Annotated in this window: 19 protein-coding genes; 8 read left to right on the top strand and 11 right to left on the bottom strand. The window is 69.4% G+C overall.

The window, feature by feature from the left end; translation table 11 throughout:
* The 5 genes from VME70_09165 to VME70_09145 form a co-directional block, all read left to right on the top strand.
* Window positions 1-293 (top strand): CGNR zinc finger domain-containing protein (locus tag VME70_09165; GenBank protein ID HTW20365.1); only part of this gene is annotated, 293 nt, incomplete at its 5' end.
* Entirely contained in the window at window positions 268-744 is a 477-nt protein-coding gene (locus VME70_09160) for a DUF3592 domain-containing protein (GenBank protein HTW20364.1), read from the top strand. The genes VME70_09165 and VME70_09160, both read left to right, overlap by 26 nt.
* A gap of 51 nt (window positions 745-795) precedes the next feature.
* Window positions 796-1,482: a PadR family transcriptional regulator gene (locus tag VME70_09155; protein ID HTW20363.1), complete on the top strand. Its 687-nt coding sequence runs from the start codon at window positions 796-798 to the stop codon at window positions 1,480-1,482.
* Window positions 1,483-1,615: 133 nt separating this feature from the next.
* Complete coding sequence (locus tag VME70_09150; GenBank protein HTW20362.1) at window positions 1,616-2,596, top strand: ATP-binding cassette domain-containing protein; 981 nt, start codon at window positions 1,616-1,618, stop codon at window positions 2,594-2,596.
* The gene (locus tag VME70_09145) at window positions 2,593-3,429 is read left to right on the top strand and encodes an ABC transporter permease (GenBank protein ID HTW20361.1); all 837 of its coding nucleotides are present in this window, start codon (window positions 2,593-2,595) and stop codon (window positions 3,427-3,429) included. The genes VME70_09150 and VME70_09145 overlap by 4 nt, the downstream gene beginning before the upstream one ends.
* Before the next feature lie 49 nt (window positions 3,430-3,478).
* On the opposite strand, the gene ligD (VME70_09140) is transcribed toward VME70_09145, so the two are convergent.
* From ligD (VME70_09140) to VME70_09090, 11 genes are all read right to left on the bottom strand, one after another.
* Window positions 3,479-4,411, bottom strand: coding sequence for a non-homologous end-joining DNA ligase (ligD, locus tag VME70_09140; GenBank protein ID HTW20360.1), 933 nt, complete (start codon window positions 4,409-4,411; stop codon window positions 3,479-3,481).
* The gene (gene ligD / locus VME70_09135; protein HTW20359.1) at window positions 4,401-5,843 is read right to left on the bottom strand and encodes a non-homologous end-joining DNA ligase; all 1,443 of its coding nucleotides are present in this window, start codon (window positions 5,841-5,843) and stop codon (window positions 4,401-4,403) included. The genes ligD (VME70_09140) and ligD (VME70_09135) overlap by 11 nt, the downstream gene beginning before the upstream one ends.
* A gap of 64 nt (window positions 5,844-5,907) precedes the next feature.
* Entirely contained in the window at window positions 5,908-7,140 is a 1,233-nt protein-coding gene (efeB, locus tag VME70_09130; GenBank protein HTW20358.1) for an iron uptake transporter deferrochelatase/peroxidase subunit, read from the bottom strand.
* Complete coding sequence (gene efeU / locus VME70_09125; GenBank protein HTW20357.1) at window positions 7,137-9,224, bottom strand: iron uptake transporter permease EfeU; 2,088 nt, start codon at window positions 9,222-9,224, stop codon at window positions 7,137-7,139. The genes efeB and efeU overlap by 4 nt, the downstream gene beginning before the upstream one ends.
* Before the next feature lie 57 nt (window positions 9,225-9,281).
* Complete coding sequence (locus tag VME70_09120; protein HTW20356.1) at window positions 9,282-10,100, bottom strand: methyltransferase domain-containing protein; 819 nt, start codon at window positions 10,098-10,100, stop codon at window positions 9,282-9,284.
* A 140-nt stretch (window positions 10,101-10,240) separates the two neighbouring features.
* On the bottom strand, window positions 10,241-11,242 hold the full coding sequence (gap, locus tag VME70_09115) for a type I glyceraldehyde-3-phosphate dehydrogenase (protein HTW20355.1): 1,002 nt from the start codon (window positions 11,240-11,242) through the stop codon (window positions 10,241-10,243).
* Window positions 11,243-11,382: 140 nt separating this feature from the next.
* Entirely contained in the window at window positions 11,383-11,970 is a 588-nt protein-coding gene (locus tag VME70_09110) for a hypothetical protein (GenBank protein HTW20354.1), read from the bottom strand.
* A 155-nt stretch (window positions 11,971-12,125) separates the two neighbouring features.
* Window positions 12,126-14,324 (bottom strand): catalase/peroxidase HPI, encoded by a 2,199-nt coding sequence (katG, locus tag VME70_09105; protein HTW20353.1) that lies wholly within the window; start codon window positions 14,322-14,324, stop codon window positions 12,126-12,128.
* Between the two features lie 48 nt (window positions 14,325-14,372).
* A complete protein-coding gene (locus VME70_09100; protein HTW20352.1) occupies window positions 14,373-14,789 on the bottom strand; it encodes a Fur family transcriptional regulator in 417 nt (138 codons plus the stop codon).
* Window positions 14,790-14,897: 108 nt separating this feature from the next.
* The gene (locus VME70_09095; GenBank protein ID HTW20351.1) at window positions 14,898-16,580 is read right to left on the bottom strand and encodes an APC family permease; all 1,683 of its coding nucleotides are present in this window, start codon (window positions 16,578-16,580) and stop codon (window positions 14,898-14,900) included.
* A gap of 44 nt (window positions 16,581-16,624) precedes the next feature.
* On the bottom strand, window positions 16,625-16,948 hold the full coding sequence (locus tag VME70_09090) for a plasmid stabilization protein (protein HTW20350.1): 324 nt from the start codon (window positions 16,946-16,948) through the stop codon (window positions 16,625-16,627).
* Window positions 16,949-17,191: 243 nt separating this feature from the next.
* Between VME70_09090 and VME70_09085 the strand changes: the two genes are divergently transcribed.
* From VME70_09085 to VME70_09075, 3 genes are all read left to right on the top strand, one after another.
* The gene (locus tag VME70_09085) at window positions 17,192-17,647 is read left to right on the top strand and encodes a hypothetical protein (GenBank protein ID HTW20349.1); all 456 of its coding nucleotides are present in this window, start codon (window positions 17,192-17,194) and stop codon (window positions 17,645-17,647) included.
* Window positions 17,647-18,414, top strand: coding sequence for a gluconate 2-dehydrogenase subunit 3 family protein (locus VME70_09080; GenBank protein ID HTW20348.1), 768 nt, complete (start codon window positions 17,647-17,649; stop codon window positions 18,412-18,414). The genes VME70_09085 and VME70_09080 overlap by 1 nt, the downstream gene beginning before the upstream one ends.
* An 89-nt stretch (window positions 18,415-18,503) precedes the next feature.
* The coding region (locus tag VME70_09075) for a GMC family oxidoreductase (protein ID HTW20347.1) at window positions 18,504-19,503 on the top strand (1,000 nt) is incomplete at its 3' end.

The following is a 19,503-nucleotide window of genomic DNA, read 5'->3' as shown; positions in this document are numbered from 1 at the left end:
ACCACCTGCACCCGACCTCGCCCGAGACCTCGCTCCCGCAGCGGATGGCGGTGGAAGCGGCACTCGCGCTCTGTGAGGTAATCCGCAGCGGAGAGCTCGACCGGCTCCGGATCTGCGAGGCGGCCGACTGCGACGACGCGTTGCTCGATCTGAGCAAGAATCACTCTCGCCGGTTCTGCAGCACGTTGTGCTTGAACCGCACCAACGTCGCCGCCTATCGGGCCCGCCAGGCGCAGGCCCGCCAGCACGTACCGGGGGAGTCGCACCATGAGGCAACGACCGCCGACGCCTAAGTGGGTCAGCGCGCTGCTGGTTCTCGGCGTGGTCCTGATCGCCCTGCTCCCGGTCGCGTTGATCGGCGCCGGACTGCACATTCGTGGCCAGGTGACCCCGATCAAGGGCGGGTCGCGCGCAACCGGCACGATCGTCGGGGTCAGCTCGGAGGACGAGATCCACGGCAAGTCCTTCACGCCCACGATCGCCTTCACCGACTCCCGCGGGCATGTCCATCTCTTCGACGGGCCGAGCGACGCGACCGCGCAGAAGGTCGGCACCAAGGTCGTGGTCTCCTACGACCCGGCCGACCCGGACCACGCGACCGACGTGTCCGCGGGTACGACGGGATGGAAGGCGACCTTCTGGACCGGCGTGGGGCTGGGGGTCGTCGAGGTCGGGCTGATCGGCTGGGTCATTCGCCGGCGGGTGAAGGTTCGCGGGGCTCGATCCGGGCCCGACGTCACTTGACATCGGGCGTTCCCCCTCGAATACTCGTAATCGAGTAACCGAGGAGGGGCAATGACCAGACGCCGGGTGTCGAACCCGCTCGCGCTGGCCGTCCTCTGCTGCCTGGTCGAGCGACCCATGCACCCGTACGAGATCTCCACGACGCTGCGCTCCCGCGGCAAGGAGCAGAGCATCAAGCTCAACTACGGATCGCTCTACTCGGTGGTCGAGGCGCTGCAGAAGCACGGCTTGATCCAGCCGCGGGAGACCACCCGCGAAGGCCGGCGGCCGGAGCGGACCGTCTACGAGATCACCGAAGCCGGCCGCACCGAGTGCGAGGACTGGCTCGCCGAGCTGCTCTCCACGCCGGTTCGTGACTTCACCTCACTCGAGGCCGGCTTGTCGATGATGCCGATCCTTCCGCCCGACGAGGCGGCACGGTTGCTCGAAGAGCGCTGCGACAAGCTGACCGCGGCGCTTCGGGCGATCGACGCATCGCTGTCGGTCGGCGACGACCTCGGCCTGCCCGAGCTGTTCGTCGTCGAGTCGAAGTTTCGCCACACCATGCTCGTCGCTGAGCGGGACTTCGTGACCCACCTGGCCAAGCGGATCAGGGTCGGCGAGTTCCCCGGTACGGCGGCGTGGCGGCGGATGCACGAGCTGCAGACCGAGGGCGTGACCTTCGAACAGATCACCGCCGATCCGGTCCGCTATCTCGGGGAGGAGGCACGCGCGCTCCAGCCGGAACCGAGGACGTAATGCCAAACCCCCGGCCGGTGCGTCAACACCGGCCGGGGGCCGTACCCACGAGTCGAGCCGAAGCGGCCCGTCCCGAGGCGCACCTTCACGATAGGCGCTTCGGTCTCGACTCCTTGCCAGCCAAGGAGTTCGAATGTCCATGTCCGCGTCGACCGCACTGTCTGCGGTCGATCTCGTGAAGACCTATCCGGGCGGCCGCAAGCGACCGCGGGTTCGCGCCCTCGACGGGTTGTCCCTCGACGTCGCGGCCGGCAGCGTGTTCGCGCTGCTCGGGCCCAACGGCGCCGGCAAGACGACGACGGTCAAGGTGCTGACCACCCTGTCCGCTCCGGACTCGGGCACGGCGTCCGTGCTCGGAATCGACGTACGGAACGATCCGCAAGGCGTCCGGCGCCGGATCGGGCTGGTCGGCCAGAAGGCCTCCAGCGACCCGATGGCGACCGGCCGCGAGAACCTCGTCCTGGCCGCGCGACTGCAGGGCGTGCCCGGCGCGGCGGCGCATGCCCGCGCGAAGGACCTGCTCGCACGCTTCGCGCTCGAGGACGCGGCCGATCGGTTGGCCAAGACCTACTCGGGTGGCATGTCGCGCAAGCTCGATGTCGCCATCGGTCTCATGCATTCACCGCCGGTGTTGTTCCTCGACGAGCCGACGACCGGTCTCGATCCGGAGGCGCGCGCTCAGATGTGGACGGAGATCCGCCGGCTCACCGACGGCGAGGGCATCACGGTGCTGTTGACCACGCATTACCTCGACGAGGCCGACGCGCTGGCCGATCGGCTCGCGATCGTCGACCACGGTCGGGTGGTCGTCGAGGGCACGCCCGAGGAGCTCAAGAGCGAGCTGTACGGCGACACCATCCAGGTCGAGCTGGTGTCTGCGGCTTCCGGGGCGCAGGCGCTCGCGATCCTCGACCGGCTGCCGGGCCTGCACGATCTCGCACTCGACGGCGGCCGGCTGCGCGCACGGGCCGACAACGGAGCGCGCGCAGTGCCGCTGATTCTCACCGCTCTCGATGAGGCGTCGATCCCCGCGGACACCGTCACCATCGGTCGGCCGTCGCTCGACGACGTCTACCTGCGCCACGTCGGGCACGGATTCGAGGTGGCCGCATGACCACCCTCGCCGTTTCGTCGTCTGCTCCGCTTTCGCTGGCCCGGCGTGAACGCTTCCCCCTGCTCCGCCACTCCGCGTACCTGACCGTGCGCTCGATTCACACCCTGATCCGGGTGCCGGCGTACGCGATCGCAACGCTGATCCAGCCGATCATCTGGTTGCTGCTGTTCGGGCAGCTGTTCAAGTCCGTCGTACACATCCCGGGGTTCAGCCCGGGGTCCGGTGACTACCTGGAGTTCATCACCCCGGGCGTGATCGTCATGACCGCGCTGTTCTCCAGCGGCTGGGCGGGCACCGTCTACATCGAGGACATGAACCGTGGCGTGATGGATCGGCTGCTCGCGTCGCCGGTCAGCCGGGGCGCGATGATGATCGGCACGCTCGCCTACCAGGGCCTCACCACCGTGCTGCAGACGCTGGTGGTGTTCGGGATCGCCTATCTCACCGGAGCCCGCTTTCCCGGCGCGGTCGGCGGGATCGCGATCACGGTCGTGGCCGCGGTGCTGATCTCCGTGATCGTGGGCTCGTTGTCGAATGCACTGGCCCTGCTGGTCCGCCAGCAGGAGGCACTGATCGGGATCAGCCAGTTCGTCGTGCTCCCGCTGCAGTTCGTCTCGTCGGCGCTGTTCGACGTCCGGCTCTCGCCGGGATGGGTGCAGCACGTGGCGCGCTACAACCCGGTGGACTGGGCGGTGGTCGCGTCGCGACAGGCGCTGTCGGCCGGCACGGAGTGGGGTGCGGTCCTGCCCCGCCTGGGCTTCCTTACCGGGTTGGCAGTGGTGATGGCGTGGCTCGCCACCCGGGCCTTCGGCAGCTACCAGCGCTCGATCTGAGCGACCGGCATCGGATCCGATGCCGGCTCCCCGCCGGCCACGCCTCGGCTCAGCCGGCGGGGAGCCGCCCCGCGTGCTTGTCGTCGAGCAGGTCGGCGAACAAGTCGCCGTGTTCGTCGACCCGGGCGAGCGTGTCCGCGGCGGTGAAGACGAGGTCGGCAGGCGAGCCGGCCGCGGTCACCTCGTCCCAGCTGATCGGCGTCGACACCGTCGGTTGCGGCCGGGCGCGGAGCGAGTAGACCGAGATCGTCGTTTTCGCGCCGTTGTTCTGCGACCAGTCGATCAGCACCTTGCCGCCGCGAATCTCCTTCGTCATCTGCCAGACCACGAGGTCGGGCCGTTCCTCGGCCAGTCGCTGGGCGAGCTGCCTGGCGTAGGCGTGCGTGTCCTGCCAGGCCGCGCCGCGAACGGGCACGTAGAGCTGCATTCCCTTGGACCCACTGGTCTTCGGGTACGCCGTGAGGCCCTCGTCCTTCAACGCCGAGCGCAGCAGCTGCGCCACCTCACAGCACTCGATGATCGTCGCGGGCGGGCCCGGATCGAGGTCGAACACCAACAGGTCCGGGTCGTACACCTTGCCACGGGGGCCGACCCGCCACATCGGGATGTGCAGCTCGAGCGCAGCGAGGTTGGCGGCCCACACGAGGGCCGCGAGCTCACCGATCACGGCGAAGTCGATCGTTTCCCGCGCCTTCGTCGAACCCGGCGTCGGAAGCGTGACCTTGCGCACCCAGTCGGGGGTGTGGCGCGGCGCGTTCTTCTCGAAGAAGAACTTGCCGTCGACGCCGTCCGGATAGCGCTTGAACGTGGCCGGCCGGTCGGCGAGGTGCGGCAGCATCACCGGCGCGATCTTCGCGTAGTAGTCGATCACCTCGCCCTTGGTGAAGCCGGCCTCCGGGTAGAGCACCTTGTCGAGGTTGGACAGCGTCAGCGTCCGGCCGTCGACCTCTACCTGGATCTTCGAGCGGGACTCAGGACTCACGGCGTACCTCTTCCACCGGGCGGTCGGGTCGAAGCCCCCGCCATGACGACTGCCGCAACCGGCCATCCCGGGTCCACTGGGTGAACACGACCTCGCCGACCAGCTCGGGGCGTACCCACCGGGCGTCGCGGGCATCCGGGCCTGGCACCGGCGGGTCGAACGGCGAGTCCTGAGCCGCGATCGGATCGAGGTCGGAGCGAAGGTCGCGCAGCATCGCTTCGGTAAATCCGGTGCCGACCTGGCCGACGTAGCCGAGCCGGCCGTCTGCGGCCGGGATGCCGAGCAGCAGCGCGCCGATGCCGCCCGCTCGCCGTCCCTCGCCAGGTGACCAACCGCCGATGACGACCTCCTGGGTGCGCAGGTTCTTCAGCTTCAGCCAGGTCTTCGAGCGCGCGCCAGGGACGTAGGTCGACGTCAAGCGCTTCATGACCAGGCCTTCGAGCTGCTGCTCCTTCGATGCGGCGAGTACGGCGTCGCCGTGCCCGGCGAACCATGGCGTCGTGCGCCAGGACTCGCCGCTGAGCGACAGCTCGGCCAGTGCCTCCCGACGCTGTGTGTAGGGCAGGTCGAGCAGCGAACGGCCGTCGAGATGGAGCAGGTCGAAGACGAGGTAGGTGACCGGAACGCCGGCCGCCGCTCGCCGGACCGCAGCGGGCTCGGCAACGTGCATGCGGCTCTGCAACAGGGCGAACGACGGCCGGCCGTCGGCGTCGAACGCGACGAGCTCGCCGTCGAGCACCACCTGCCGTGACCCGATGGCGGCGGCGAGCTCGCGCAGCTCAGGATAGGAACGGGTGATGTCGCGATCGTTGCGGGACATCGCCCGCGCCCGGCCGCCGTCGACGTACACGACGGCGCGTACGCCGTCCCACTTGAACTCATACCCCCACTCGGCATCGTCGCGAGGGAGCGAGGATGTCGGCGCGGCGAGCATCGGCGCGATGTGCGCGGGCATCGGCAGCCACCCGTCCGGAGGAGGATCCATCCGGTGCACCATCCAGTCGCGGTCGCGCGAGCCGGTCTTGAACAGCACGTAGCGACCGGACACGCGGCTACCTGCGAGCACCACCATGACCTCGCGGTCGTTCCACTTCTCGCACTCGTAGGTGCCGCGGTCCCAGATCGACACGTCGCCACCGCCGTACTCGCCATGAGGGATGTCGCCGGCGAAGTCGAGGTACTCCAGCGGGTGGTCCTCCGTGTGCACGGCCAGGTGGTTGGTCTTCGGGTCGATCGGGAGGTTCTTCGGCACTGCCCATGACACGAGGACGCCGTCGCGCTCGAGCCGGAAGTCCCAGTGCAGGGCGCGGGCGTGATGCTCCTGGATCACGAACCGGTTGCCCGGGCCGTCGGGGACGTCGTCGTGGTCGGGCACGGGCTCCGGCGTGCGCTCCCGATCCCGCTTGGATCGGTAGGTTCGCAGCTCCGGCATGCCGCGATTGTCTCAACCGGCCGGCACCGGCAAACCCCTCGTACGGCGGCGGCCGCCCGCCGGGTCAGGTGAGCAGCCCGCGGGCGTACCAATCGGCGCGATCCCGGACTCCGGGCACTGCGAAGAAGTAACCGCCGCCGAACGGCTGGACGTAGTCGACCAGCGGCTCGTTGACCAACCGCTCCTGGATCGTGGCGAACTGTCGCTGGACGTCCTGCTGGTAGGCGATGAATGCGTGTCCGGCCTGCAGGTTCCCGTTGAGGTCGACGCCGAGGTCGTAGTTGTACGAGCGGCGCACGATGCGCTGGTCGGCGGTCGCCGGCGTGCGCGGGTTGGCCAGCCGGATGTGCGAGTCGAGCGGGATGACGTGACCCTTGGGGTCGGCCTTGTAGTCGGGTACGTCGAACTCGGCGTCGCCGTCGAGCGGCGCACCCGAGTCGCGACGACGCCCGAACATGCCTTCCTGCTCGTTGATCGACACGCGGTCCCAGAACTCGACCAGCATCCGGATCAGCCGGACCACCTGGTAGCTGCCGCCCTGCGCCCAGGCCGGCTCGCGCGGGTCGTCGACCCACACCAGCTCGGACGCGGAGCCGCCGGTCGGGTTCGCCGTACCGTCCTTGAACCCCAGCAGGTTGCGGGGTGTGCCGGAGGGCCGCGGCGGCGAGGCGTAGCCCTCCATCTTCCAGCGCAGCTGCATGGCGCCGCGGGTGTGCCGGGTCAGGTCGCGGATGGTGTGGTGCACCGTGTCGGCGTGGTTGGCGCAGAGCTGGAGCATCAGGTCGCCGTGCAGCCAGGCCGGGTCGGGGGAGTCGTTGGGGAAGACCGGCATCGGCGACAGCACGCGCGGCCTTTCGGCCGCCAGCCCGAAGCGGTCGTCGAACAGGCTCGCGCCGAGTGCGGTGGTGATGGTCAGCCCGTCGGCGGGGATATCGGGTCCTAGCACGTCGCTGTCCGAAGGTGGCTGGCCGACGCCCAAGTCGGCGGGCACGCCGCCTGCGGTGAGAAATCGTGCGCGCGCGGTCAGCGTCTTCATCAGGTCGATGAGCGCGCCGCGGTCCTCGACGATCACGTCGAACGACGCGAAGCAGGCGGCCGCCTGTTTGTCGGTCGGCCCAGGCGTGAGGATGCCCGCCTGGTGCGGGCCGTGGAACGGATACGACCCGTGGATTGGCACCGAAGCATCGGCGGCTCGGGCGTCCGCGCGGTCACCCCCGACCAGTACGCCGGTGGCCAGCGCGGTTCCGGCGGCGCCGGCGGCGGCGCCCTTCAGGAAGTTGCGGCGGCTGATGCTCATGACTGGCTCGGTGGCACTTCGAGCAGGTCAGGGACCCGCGAAAGGGTCTGCAGCACCGTACCGATGGCGGCATCGACCCGTTGCCGTGGGAGTAACGGTGTCGCGGACAGTGGTCGCCACCGGTCGCCGTCGCGGGTTGCCAGCAACGCGCGTTGCAGCTCTTGAAGCTCGGTGCGCGCCTGCGGCACAAGTCGAGGAGCGCGCGCCGTGATCTGCGCGGACAGCTGGTCGAGCACGACGGAGGTGACCTGGGTGTCGGCGTAGGTCTCGGCGTACGCCGCACCGGCGCCTTCGTCATCGATTCCCGAGAGATGGTCGCGAAGCGCGTCCTCGAGGATCTCGTGCGCACGAATCGGCAGGTTCGTGGGATCGCCGGCGATCTCGTCGGACTGCACGTGTCGGCGGAGTGTCATCACGTCAGCGGCGAGCGTGTCGGTCTGCGACTGCAGCTCACGGCGCGAAGCACCGTGCCAGAGGTCGTACTCGACCCGGTGCAGGCCGGTGAAGTCCGGGTCGTGTGCACCGCCTGCGAGGCCGTCGGGTAGACCGTCGATGGCGATTCCGTCGGCGCCGAAGCTGTCATAGGAGGCGCCGACGCGTTCCCAGGTGAGCTGCGCGCGCAGCCACGCGACCCGCATCGCGTCGGGGTCACCGCGGTGGATCGCGCTGCGCAGCGTCGCGACGTTTGCTGACAGCGTGCGCAAGTCGTGCTCGACGTAGGCCTGGTACGCGTGGTTGGCCGGCGCGAGGTCGGCAATCGTCACCGGCCGGATCGCTGCGGTGGCGTGGCCGATCGAGTGGCCGCTGACGTCGACCTCGCCCGAGGCCATCGCCGAACGACCGGACATCAGGCAACGGATCGTGTAGCTGCCAGGGCCGATCGTCGCGGTCATGTCGGCGGTCGTCGCCGGACCGATCGTCTCGATCTCGGCGACGACCGCTCCCGAGGCGTTGACCAGGTTGATCTCCCCGGACCGGCCGGAGTTGTTGGTGACACTGAAGGTCTGGGTACCGACCTCGCCGCTGTGCCACTCCGGTGCACACGACGAGCGGCTCACGGTGACAGTCGTGGTCGACGTCGCGGCCGCGGTCGGGAGCGCTGCCACCACGATGCCGGCGACAGCGGCCGGAACGACCAGAAGCGCCGCCGCGACCGGCCAGGTCCGGCTGGTGCTGATCTCGGCCCAGCGCGACCGCGCCGGTGGCCCCGCGGGTTGTTCGCCGGGCTCGGCGGGCTTGGCCGGTTGCCGGACCGGCTGGGTCCGCGCCGACCGCAGGAACAGCGGAAGGACGACCGTGAGGTAGCTCGCCCAGGCGACGACCTGGAGCACCGTCATGCGGGTTGAGAGGTCAGTGACGCCGGTGACGATCGACACCCACCACGACCCCGGATCGACGTGGTTGGAGACGTCGAACGCAACCCACTGGTTGCCGGGAAGCCAGCCCGCCTCCTGCAGGTCACCGAGGCCGTAGCTCAGCACCCCGGCCGCGATCACGATCAGCGCGATCGCCGTACGCGAGAAGAAGACGCCGAGGTTGAGCCGCACCGCCTGACGAAACAGCAGCGCGCAGAGCACGACCGCGGCGAGCAGGCCAACCGCGGCGCCGATCAGCGGGCTCACCGTCTGCCCCGAGGCGCGTACGGCGGTCCAGAGGAACAGCGTCGTCTCCAGACCCTCGCGGCCGACCGACACGAAGGCCGTGACCGTGAGGGCGCCGGCGCCGAGCAGCGCCGCGTGCTGGACACGGTGGCGAAGCTCGCCGGACAGGGTCGCCGCGGTCCGGCGCATCCAAAAGATCATTGCGGTCACGAGGGCGACCGCCGTCACGCTGAGCAGCCCGCCGACCGCCTCTTGTCCTCGGCTGGACAGCACGCTGGTCGAGTAGGTGAGCACCGCCGCGAAGCTGCCCGCCGTCGCCACGGCGCCGAGCACGCCGAGCCAGATCGGCGCGGTGGACGGTCGCTCGCCGTCGGGCCCTCCGAGCTTGTGGACCGCGGCCAGCAGGATGCTCACCACCAGGCCGGCTTCGAGCCCTTCACGCAGCCCGATCAGCAGGTTCGGTACGGCGTCGGCCCAGTGCACGGGCACTAAGGTAAGGCAAACCTTACTTCGGCGTCCAGCGCGAGCGGTGCGCGGACCTCAGCAGGCGCGTTTCGCCGTCGGCGGCTCCGACGGCGCGTAGAGATGCTGGCCGAAGTAGTCACTGATCGCGCGCATGACGTCGGCGGATCTGGTGAGCAGCACGTAGCGCTTGCGCGGTCCGACCCGGCCGGTCACCGCACGGGGTGGGCGGAAGTCGACGAGGAACTCGTTCTCGTCGGCGAGCAGGCGCAATGAATGCGGGGTGTAGTACGAGACGTGCCCCCGACCGAAGATGTACGCCTGCTTGACCAGCGGTCCGCCGTCGTACACGTTCGTCGAGCAGACCACGAGGCCGTTGTCGCTGACATAGCTGAGCAGCCGCGGAAACTCCTCGCGCGGCTGTTCGAAGTGCTCGATCACCTCGGCAGCGACGACGATGTCGAAGCTGCGCCAGCCGGGCTGGCTGATGTCGATGAACGGCGCGTCGTCGCGAACCTGGACGACGTCTCCGATCGCCACGTCGCGGACCCCCGCGAGGCGGGCGATGTGGTGGTTGTCCATGCTGCGGCCGGCGCCGTAGACCAGCACGTCGACCGGGTCCCGGTCGAGGGCGTCGAGGGCAAGCTGCGCCATGCCGAACTCGCGACCGGGTCGCTCCAGGGTTCCGACCCGGGCTGCGAGCCCGAAGTGCTCGGCGGCGGCAGCCTTCGTGTAGTCGTGGGTGTTATGCGGCAGGGTGACGTGTCCGCACTCGCGGCAGGTCTCGGCCACGAGCCGCTTCTGCCGGTCCAGCCGGTGGATGACCTGACGGTGGATCCGCTGCGCTCCGCAGACCCGGCAGGGGCCGGAATCCGATCCTCTACCGATCCGAAGCATGCCGATCCCCGTCGCGCTCGACCCGAAGTGGACGATCCCTCAACGCCCCAGGTCGGATCCGGGTTGACAGCGAGCGGTGCTTTTTCGGGTGCGCGCGGCCCAGCGCAACGGAGCCCTACGACGCGGCGCCTTCTCCTCGGCTAGTCGAGACTGGCCGCGACCAGGTCACACAGGTCCGCGAGCCGGCACGTGTAGGCGTACTCGTTGTCGTACCAGCCGAACACCTTGACCAGCTCACCGTTCACCTGGGTGAGCGTCGCATCGAACACGCATGACGCCGGGTCGCCGACCACGTCCCGCGAGACGATCGGGTCCGTGTTGTAGCGGACGATCCCGCGCAGCGGCCCCTCGGCAGCGGCTCGGAAGGCCTCGTTGACCGCTTCGGCCGTCGTGGGCTCGGAGACGATGAGCGAGAGGTCGGTGAGCGACCCGTCCTCGACCGGGACGCGAACAGCGACACCGTCGAGTCGCCCTTCCATGGACGGCATGATCACGCCGGTCGTCCGCGCGGCACCGGTCGACGTGGGAATGATGTTGACCGCCGCCGCCCGGGCCCGATGCAGGTCCTTGTGCGGTGAGTCGAGCACCACCTGGTCGTTCGTGTAGCCGTGCACGGTCGTCATGAAGCCCTTGACCAGACCGAAGGCGTCGTCGAGGACCTTCACCATCGGGGCGACGCAGTTCGTCGTACACGAGGCGTTGGAGATGATGTCGTGCTGCACCGGGTCGTACGCCGAGTCGTTGACACCCATGACAACGGTGAGGTCGACGCCCTTGCCGGGCGCGGAGATCAGGACCTTCTTGGCTCCCGCCTTGAGATGCAGAGCCGCGTCGTCGCGGCTGCGCAGCTTGCCGGTCGACTCGATCACGATGTCGGCACCGGTCTGCCGCCAGTCCAGTGCGGCGGGGTCGCGTTCGGCGGAGACCGCGATGTGCCGACCGTCGATGAGGAAACCGGTGGAGTCGACGCTGACCTCTCGGCCGAACCGGCCGTAGGTCGAGTCGTACTTCAGCAGGTGAGCCAGCGTCTCGATGCTGGTCAGGTCGTTGATCGCGACGATCTCGAGGTCGTGCTGGTCGGCAAGTCGCAGGAAGCTTCGACCGATCCGGCCGAATCCGTTGATGGCCACGCGAGTGCTCATGGTTCCTCCGTTGGAGTCGTCGGGGACAATCGTGTCCGCCGATTCGGGACTCGTGGCAGAGGAAAAGGTCCCGGAGTGCGCGGGCTGCAGTGCCCGTCGTTCGGCGCTCGGAGCCTTCAGCCGGCGGCGGGTGTCTCCTGCTACCGGTTGCGCGCGGACAGCAGCAGCTCGCGGACGTCGCGCCCGGCTTGGCTCATCCGTTGCTGGGCCTCGCCCGGCTCCTCTGCCGGTGGCGGTTGCAGGCCCTTGGCCAGCACGTCGACGGCGTCGGCGAGCACGTGTGCCGCCTGCACCAACGCGGCAATCTCGTGCTCAACGGTCTCCAGGCGTTCACGCTCCGTGCGCCGGCTCGGCTGTCCGCTTGCCTCGATGTGTACGGCGGCCTCTTCGCAGCTCGAGCCTCCCGTGTCGCCGACGGCGACCTCGGCCTCGCCGTCGGAGCCGAGCACCAGCCGGCCGGCAGGAGCACCGTTGGTGCCGGACTCCGGCTCGTACCGGCGGCGCAGCCGGTCCGCGATCTCCCGTCCCAGCCTCGATGCCATCGCCTCGTGGTGCGCCTGCTCCCAGGCGGTGACGCCGTACTCCTCGACGCCCAGCGGTCGCTCCCGCGGGGAGTCCGCGGCATCCTCGGCGTTCGGCTCATCCTCGTCTGCGGCGCCGATCCAACTACCGAGATCCGGCGTCTCCGGATCCAGCGGGTCGATCCGGTTCCACTCCTGGCTGGTCATGGCGTCCGCCTCCGTTTCCTCGGCTCCACCATTGCCGGGCAGGGGGACCCGGCGCTAGGGACCTTCTGCCCGATCTTGGGTGGAAGCGGTTCGAGACGCGCGAAGGGCCCGAGTCCACCCTTCTCGGTGGAGCCGGGCCCTTCGAGCTCCGCGGTTCAGCTGATGTCGAACCGGTCGAGCATCATCACCTTGTCCCAGGCCGCGACGAAGTCGTGCACGAACTTGTCCTGCGCGTCGTCGCACGCGTAGACCTCGGCGAGTGCTCGCAGCTCGGAGTTCGACCCGAACAGCAGGTCGACCCGGCTGCCGGTCCACTTCAGCTCGCCGCTCGCACGGTCACGACCCTCGAACTGCTCGGCGTCGTCCGACGTGGGCGTCCACGCCGTACCCATGTCGAGGAGGTTCACGAAGAAGTCGTTGGTCAACGACCCCGGACGCGCGGTCAGCACGCCGACGGTGGACTGCTTCGCGTTCGCCCCGAGCGCGCGCAGGCCGCCGACCAGCACGGTCATCTCGGGAGCGCTCAGGTTGAGCAGGTTCGCGCGGTCGATCAGCAAGTACTCGGCGGGAAGACGTTGACCCTTGCCGAGGTAGTTGCGGAATCCGTCGGCCGTCGGCTCGAGCGGGGCGAACGACTCGACGTCGGTCTGGTCCTGGGTCGCGTCGGTGCGACCCGGCGTGAAGGGGACCGTGACGTCATGCCCGGCGTTCTTCGCTGCCTGCTCGACACCGGCGCAGCCGGCGAGCACGATCAGGTCGGCCATCGAGATCCGCTTGCCGCCGGACTGGGCGTCGTTGAACGACTGCTGGATGCCCTCCAGCGTCCGCAGGACGGTCGCCAGCTCGCCCGGATCGTTGACCTCCCAGCCGCTCTGCGGCTCGAGCCGGATCCGAGCGCCGTTGGCCCCGCCGCGCTTGTCGCTGCCGCGGAACGATGACGCGGCGGCCCACGCCGTCGACACGAGCTGCGACACCGAAAGGCCGGCGGCGAGGACCTGTGCCTTGAGTGCGGCGACGTCCGCCTCGCCCACCAGCTCGTGGTCGACGGCCGGCACCGGGTCCTGCCAGATCATGATCTCGTCCGGCACGAGTGCGCCGACGTAGCGCTGGATCGGCCCCATATCGCGGTGGGTCAGCTTGTACCACGCCCGTGCGAACGCGTCGGCGAGCTGCTCGGGGTGATCGAGGAAGCGGCGCGTGATCTGCTCGTAGATCGGGTCGACGCGCAGCGCCACGTCGGTGGTGAGCATGGTCGGCTGGTGCGCCCGGCTCGCGTCGTGCGGGTCCGGCACGGTGCCGGCGCCGGCACCGTCCTTCGGCCGCCACTGCTGGGCGCCGGCCGGGCTGGTGAAGCACTCCCACTCGTAGCCGTAGAGGATCTGCAGGAAACTGTGGTCCCACGTCACCGGAGTGTTCGTCCAGATTCCTTCAAGGCCGCTGGTGATGGCGTCGTTGCCGCTGCCGGTGCCGAAGCTGTTCTTCCAGCCGAGCCCCTGCTCTTCCAGCGGCGCGCCCTCCGGCTCCGGCCCGACGTAGAGCTCGGGGTCGGCAGCGCCGTGGGTTTTCCCGAAGGTGTGGCCGCCGACGATCAGGGCCACCGTCTCCTCGTCGTTCATGGCCATCCGCCGGAAGGTCTCGCGGATGTCGCGCGCTGCGCCGAGCGGGTCCGGGTTGCCGTTCGGGCCTTGCGGGTTCACGTAGATAAGACCCATCTGTACGGCGGCCAGCGGGTTCTCCAGCTCGCGGTCGCCGGTGTAGCGCTCGTCGCCGAGCCAGGTCGTCTCCGGGCCCCAGTAGACGTCCTCGTCCGGCTCCCAGACGTCTTCGCGACCGCCGCCGAAGCCGAAGGTCGTGAAGCCCATCGACTCCAGCGCGCAGTTGCCGGCGAAGATCATCAGGTCCGCCCACGAGACCGCACGCCCGTACTTCTTCTTCACCGGCCACAGCAGGCGGCGCGCCTTGTCGAGGTTGCCGTTGTCCGGCCAGCTGTTGAGCGGAGCGAACCGCTGCATGCCGGCGCCGCCGCCACCTCGGCCGTCGTCGATGCGGTAGGTGCCGGCGCTGTGCCAGGCCATGCGGATGAACAGCGGGCCGTAGTGCCCGAAGTCGGCCGGCCACCACTCCTGCGATGTGGTCATGACCGCTTCGATGTCTCGCCGCAGCTCGTCGAGATCGACGGTCGCGAACTCCTTCGCGTAGTCGAAGTCGGCGTCCATCGGGTTGGCGACCGGCGGGTGCTTGCGGAGGATCCCGAGGTTGAGCTGGCTCGGCCACCAGGTGCGGTTGCCGGCCCCTTCGGTCGGGTGGAACGCACGGCCGACCCCGACGGGGCAAGCAGTGGTTTCCTCGTTCATCTCGCCGACTTTGGCGTTCGGGTGCTCAGACACGGGTTTCCTTCCGGGTCAGGTGGCGGTTGCTGGGTCAGAAGCTGTGGAGCAGGTCGGGCACAGGCCCCAGTAGACGACCTCGGCCTCGTCGATCGCGAAGCCGCCGTCGTCGGATGCGGTCAGGCAGGGCTGGACACCGACCGCGCAGTCGACGTCCACGATCACGCCGCACGAGCGGCACATGAGGTGGTGGTGGTTGTCCCCGACCCGCGACTCGTAGCGTGCCGCCGAGCCGGCCGGCTCGATCCGGCGGACCAGCCCGGCCGTCGTCAGGGCACGAAGTACGTCGTAAACCGCCTGGTGGGAGACGTCGTGGCGGTTGGCCCGGACCGCGCCGATGATCGTGTCGGTGTCGGCGTGCGGGTTGGCGTGCACGGCCTCGAGCACGGCGACCCTCGGCCGGGTCACGCGCAGCGACGCCGTGCGCAGCATCGCTTCGCACTCGGCGCTGGAGGGCACGGACCGCAGTCTTGCCGATTTTCTTGAACGATTCAAGTATGGGCGCCGCTAGCCGGCGGCGGTCCGGTGCCCCGGAGCGGGCTAGCCGCCGTCGAGCACGGCGTCGGTGTCGCCGATGTCCCGGCGGATGGTGCGGCGGGCTGCCTCCGGCGAGCGCGCCAGCCGGACCGCGAGCGCGAAGACGGCGAGGCTGAACACGGCGACGACGCCGATGTCGTACCAGAACGGCAGCATCCGGTCGCCGCCCTTGAACTGACCGAGCTTCGACAGGACGGCCATGCCGGCCAGCCAGGGAGCGATCCACGCGGCCGACCGCCAGTTCGACACGTCCGGTCGCCGGTCGGCCGTGCTCAAGAAATAGTTGGCCGCGAAGATCACCGCACCGACACCGAGGACGACGTACAGCTTCCACAGCGTCGACCAACCGGTCCAGTAGATGATCAGGTTGGCCGAGATGAACGACAACGGGCAGAGCACGTTCGCAGCGGGCATCCGGTACGGGCGGTCGCGGTCCGGGTCCTGGCTGCGCAGCGACAGCAGCGAGACCGGTGCGAACGCGTACATCAACGCGGACGCGGACGTGATCACGCTGACCAGCGACGCCCAGCTGGGGAACGGCAGAAGTGCGGCTTCGCCGACGACGAATGACACGATGACGGCGATCCATGGAACACCGCGGCTGCTGACCGCGGCCATCGCGGGCGGCACGTAGCGGTTGTGGCCGAGCGCGTACCCGAGTCGCGACGACGTCCCGTTGTAGACGAGTGCGGTGCCGGAGGGGGAGATGAAGGCGTCGATGTAGAGGATCGATGCCAGCCAGCCGAGGCCGAGGGCCGAAGCGATCGTCGCGTACGGCGCAGTGCTCTTGACGTGGCCCAGCGGGGTCGCCCAGCCGTGGATGAGGTGGCTGGGGTTCAGCGAACCGATGAACGCGACTTCCAGCGCCAGGTAGACCACCGTGCCGATCAGCATCGACAACACGACCGCTCGCCACAGGTCACGCTGCGGGTTGCGGGCCTCGCCGCCGATCTGCAGCGCCTGCTCGAAACCTTGCAGCGCGAAGACCACCCCGAGCGGCAGCGCGGCGAGCACCCCGTGGGCGCCGAACGGCGCGAACTTGCCGCCGGCGTCGAAGTTGCTGCCATGGTGGGCGACGACCAGCAGCGCGATGATCGTCAGGAGCGGAATCGCGAGCTTCCAGACGACCGTGGCGTTGTTCGAGCCGGCCAGCCATTTGACCCCGAAGAGATTGATCGCGGTGAACACCACCATCAGCCCGGTCGCGATGAGAATGCCCCACCCGGTCAGCGTCGGCGTCGCACTGCTCGCCGACGTGTGCGTCAGCGCGGGCAGGAAGGACAACCGCCCGTCCGCGTAGGTGAGCGCCGCCTCGACCTCGACCGGCGCGAGCAGCGCCGATCCCACCCAGCTCATCCACCCGCACGTGTAGCCGGCGAGCGAACCGAACGCGTAGTGCGGGAAGCGTGCGGTCCCTCCAGACACCGGGTACGCCGCACCGAGCTCGGCGTGCACGAGAGCGAGCAACGCGAGCACGAAGCCGGCGAGCACCCACGAGATCAGTGACGCGGGTCCGGCGGTCTGGGCGGCGGTGAGCGCGCCGAGCAACCAGCCGGAGCCGATGATGGAGCCGAGCGAGATGAAGGTCAGACCGAGCAGGCCGACATCGCGGTGCAGCTGGCCGGAGCCATGCGCTCGCGATGATCCGCCGCCCGCCCCTCGTCGTGCCGCCGTCAGGGTCGACATTGCTGGCTCCGTTCTTCCGATCCGCGCGAGCCCTGCCCCCGGGACTAGCGCCCGACCGCCCGTTCGAGCTCGTCCTTGGTCATCGACGAGCGGCCCTTGACGTTCTTGCTGCGTGCTTCGGCGTACAGCTGGTCCTTGGTGCGCCCACCCGATCCGCGGTGGGAACGCAACCCGCCGCGGCGCCCTGAGGAGATGTCCTCCGTCGACGTTCGGCTGGCCTGTCGCGACTCACCGTTTCGAGCTCGCTCCTTGTTGACGGTTCGCGCCGCGATCTCCTCGGCGGTGTCCTCGTCGCGCCCGCGCTGCTCGAGCCCTTCCTTGATGTGCTCGTACTGGCGCTCCCGCTTGTCCGACCAGGCTCTCGGCATCGGCTGCTCCTTCCACGTGTGGGTCTTCCCCGGTCCATACCCCCTCGGGCGGCGATCAGTGCTTGCCGACGGGTTCGGGCCGGGAAAGCAGGTGCGGAAGTAGGCAGGGAGAGGGCACCGGTCATCGGCTACTCGTTCAAGAAGGGGTTCCTGGCATGGGCGGCCGAGCGCCTGGGTACCCCCACTTCGACAACGTCGCGATCAGCGCGGCGCGCGAAGCGGAACCCACAAGGAGCCGATCCGATGGCCTCGGCAACCACAGCCGCCGTGCACGGCATCGACCGTCTGGTCCGCAACGTCGAGACCGGGCGGTTCGAGCGATCGCTGTCGGCGTTGACCGCCGTCGGTTCGGTCATCACGTCAGCCGAGATCTATCTCGAGCACGACCGGGCCAGCTTTGGCAACAACATGATGTGGGTGCCGGTCGCCATGGGACCGGTCGGGTTCGCGGCCGGGGTAGCCGGCGTTTTCAGCAAGCGCGCGGCAAAGACGTTCCTGCCGCTCGTGTCGGCCACGATCGTCGCCAACGGGTTGCAGGGGACCTACCTGCACATGCGCGGGATTTCGCAGCGGCCGGGCGGTTGGTCGCTCGGCAAGTACAACGTCGAGATGGGACCGCCACTGCTCGCGCCGCTGCTGATGACCATGGTCGGCGGGATGGGTCTGCTGGCGGCCATTCTTCGCCGCGAGGGCGAGTAGTGCGCCGCGGCATCCTGCGCCGTCCGGCGGAGAGCACGGCCAGCACTCCCGGCACCGAGGACTCGCGCTTTCCCGGATACGACGTGCTGGGCGAAGTCGAGCGGTGGGATGCGACCACGGCCGGCGTCGTACTCTCCCGGCTCGCTCCGCCGCCCCCCATCCGGTTCTTCTCGCCCGACGAGGAAGCCGTGGGTCGAGCGTTGTTCGACCAGCTACTCGACCAGCGGGACGAGCCACGCGTCCCGATCCTCGAGATGGTCGACGCCCGGCTTGCCGAGGCGATGACCGATGGTTGGCACCACGCCGAGCTGCCGGAGGACGGTGCGGCGTTCCGGCAGAGCTTCGCCGCCCTCGATGACGACGCGAAGACGGCGTACGGCGAGCGGTTCGCGCTGCTCGAGTGGTACGACCGGGCCGATCTCGTGCAGTCGGTGCACGACGCCGACGGTGACTGGCACGGGCTGTCGGCCGGCTACGTCTGGGACCTCTGGACCCGCTACGCGTGTACGGCGTTCTACAGCCACCCGTGGGCGTGGAACGAGATCGGCTTCGGCGGGCCGGCCTACCCGCGCGGCTACAAGAACCTCGGCATCAACGCGCTGGAGCCGTGGGAGGTCAACGACCACGCCGACGAGGACCCGATCGGTCGCGGCGCGGAGATCGAGCAGGCCCGCCGCCGGCACGCCGAGGTCCGCAGCCACGAGCTCCGCTCGCGTGACCCGAACGGGCCGAAGGGCGTCAGCGACCGGCTGGCGACGCCCCGATGAGCGGTCTGGCGCATGTCCGCAGCCGAAACGAGTCGGCCTGGCTGCTCCCCAATGACGGCAGCCGGACCAACCATCGTCTGCGCCGCGACATGCGGCGGTTCGACGACACCGACGAGGTGGACATCGCGATCATCGGCTGCGGTGCGGGCGGGTCCGTGCTCATGCAGCGGCTGGCCCGCGCGGGGTGGAAGGTCGTGGGCTTCGACGCCGGCCCGTTCTGGGACCCGGATCGCGACTGGGTGAGCGACGAAGCCGGCTCGCATCACCTCTACTGGACCGAGCCACGCGTGATCGCGGGCGAGAACCCGATTCCGCTCGGTTCGAACAACTCCGGCCGCGGCGTCGGTGGCTCGATGGTGCACTTCGCCGGCTACGTGCCGCGCTTCCATCCGTCGGACTTCTCGACGTACTCGAACGACGGGGTGGGCGCGGACTGGCCGATCAACTACGACGAGATCGCGCCGTACTACCGGCTGCTCGAGGAGGAGCTCCCGGCCGCCGGTGAGGACTGGCCGTGGGGGGATCCGCACTCCTATCCGCACTCGCCGCACCCGGTGAGTGGGAACGGTCTGGTGTTCCAGCGTGGCGCACTCGCGCTCGGTATCCCGGTGCGGGTCGGCCCGGTCGCGATCAGCAACGGCCGGTTCGGCAACCGCCCGCACTGCATCTACCGCGGGTTCTGCCTGCAGGGCTGCAAGGTCAACGCCAAGGCGTCGCCACTCATCACGCACATCCCGGACGCGCTCGCGCACGGCGCCGAGGTCAGAGCGGACAGCATGGTCAGCGCGGTCGTGGTCGACGACGAGCGCGGTCGGACGACGGGGGTGCGCTACTTCCGGGGCGGCGTCGAGCGGTTCCAGCGGGCGGCAATGGTCGCGGTGTGCGGCTACGCGATCGAGACTCCGCGGCTGCTGCTGAACTCCGCGACGAGTCGTTGGCCGGACGGGCTGTGCAACGAGCACGACCAGGTCGGCCGGTACGTCATGGTGCAGGGCGCGCCGCAGGCGGCGGGACGCTTCGACGACGAGATCAGGATGTACAAGGCGCCGCCGCCGGAGGTCACGTCAGAGCAGTTCTACGAGACCGATC

The sequence above is a fragment of the Mycobacteriales bacterium genome, from assembly GCA_035504215.1.
Classification (GTDB): domain Bacteria; phylum Actinomycetota; class Actinomycetes; order JAFAQI01; family JAFAQI01; genus DATAUK01.
The sequence above is the reverse complement of the archived record's forward strand: the minus strand, read 5'-3'. Positions and strand labels throughout refer to the sequence as shown.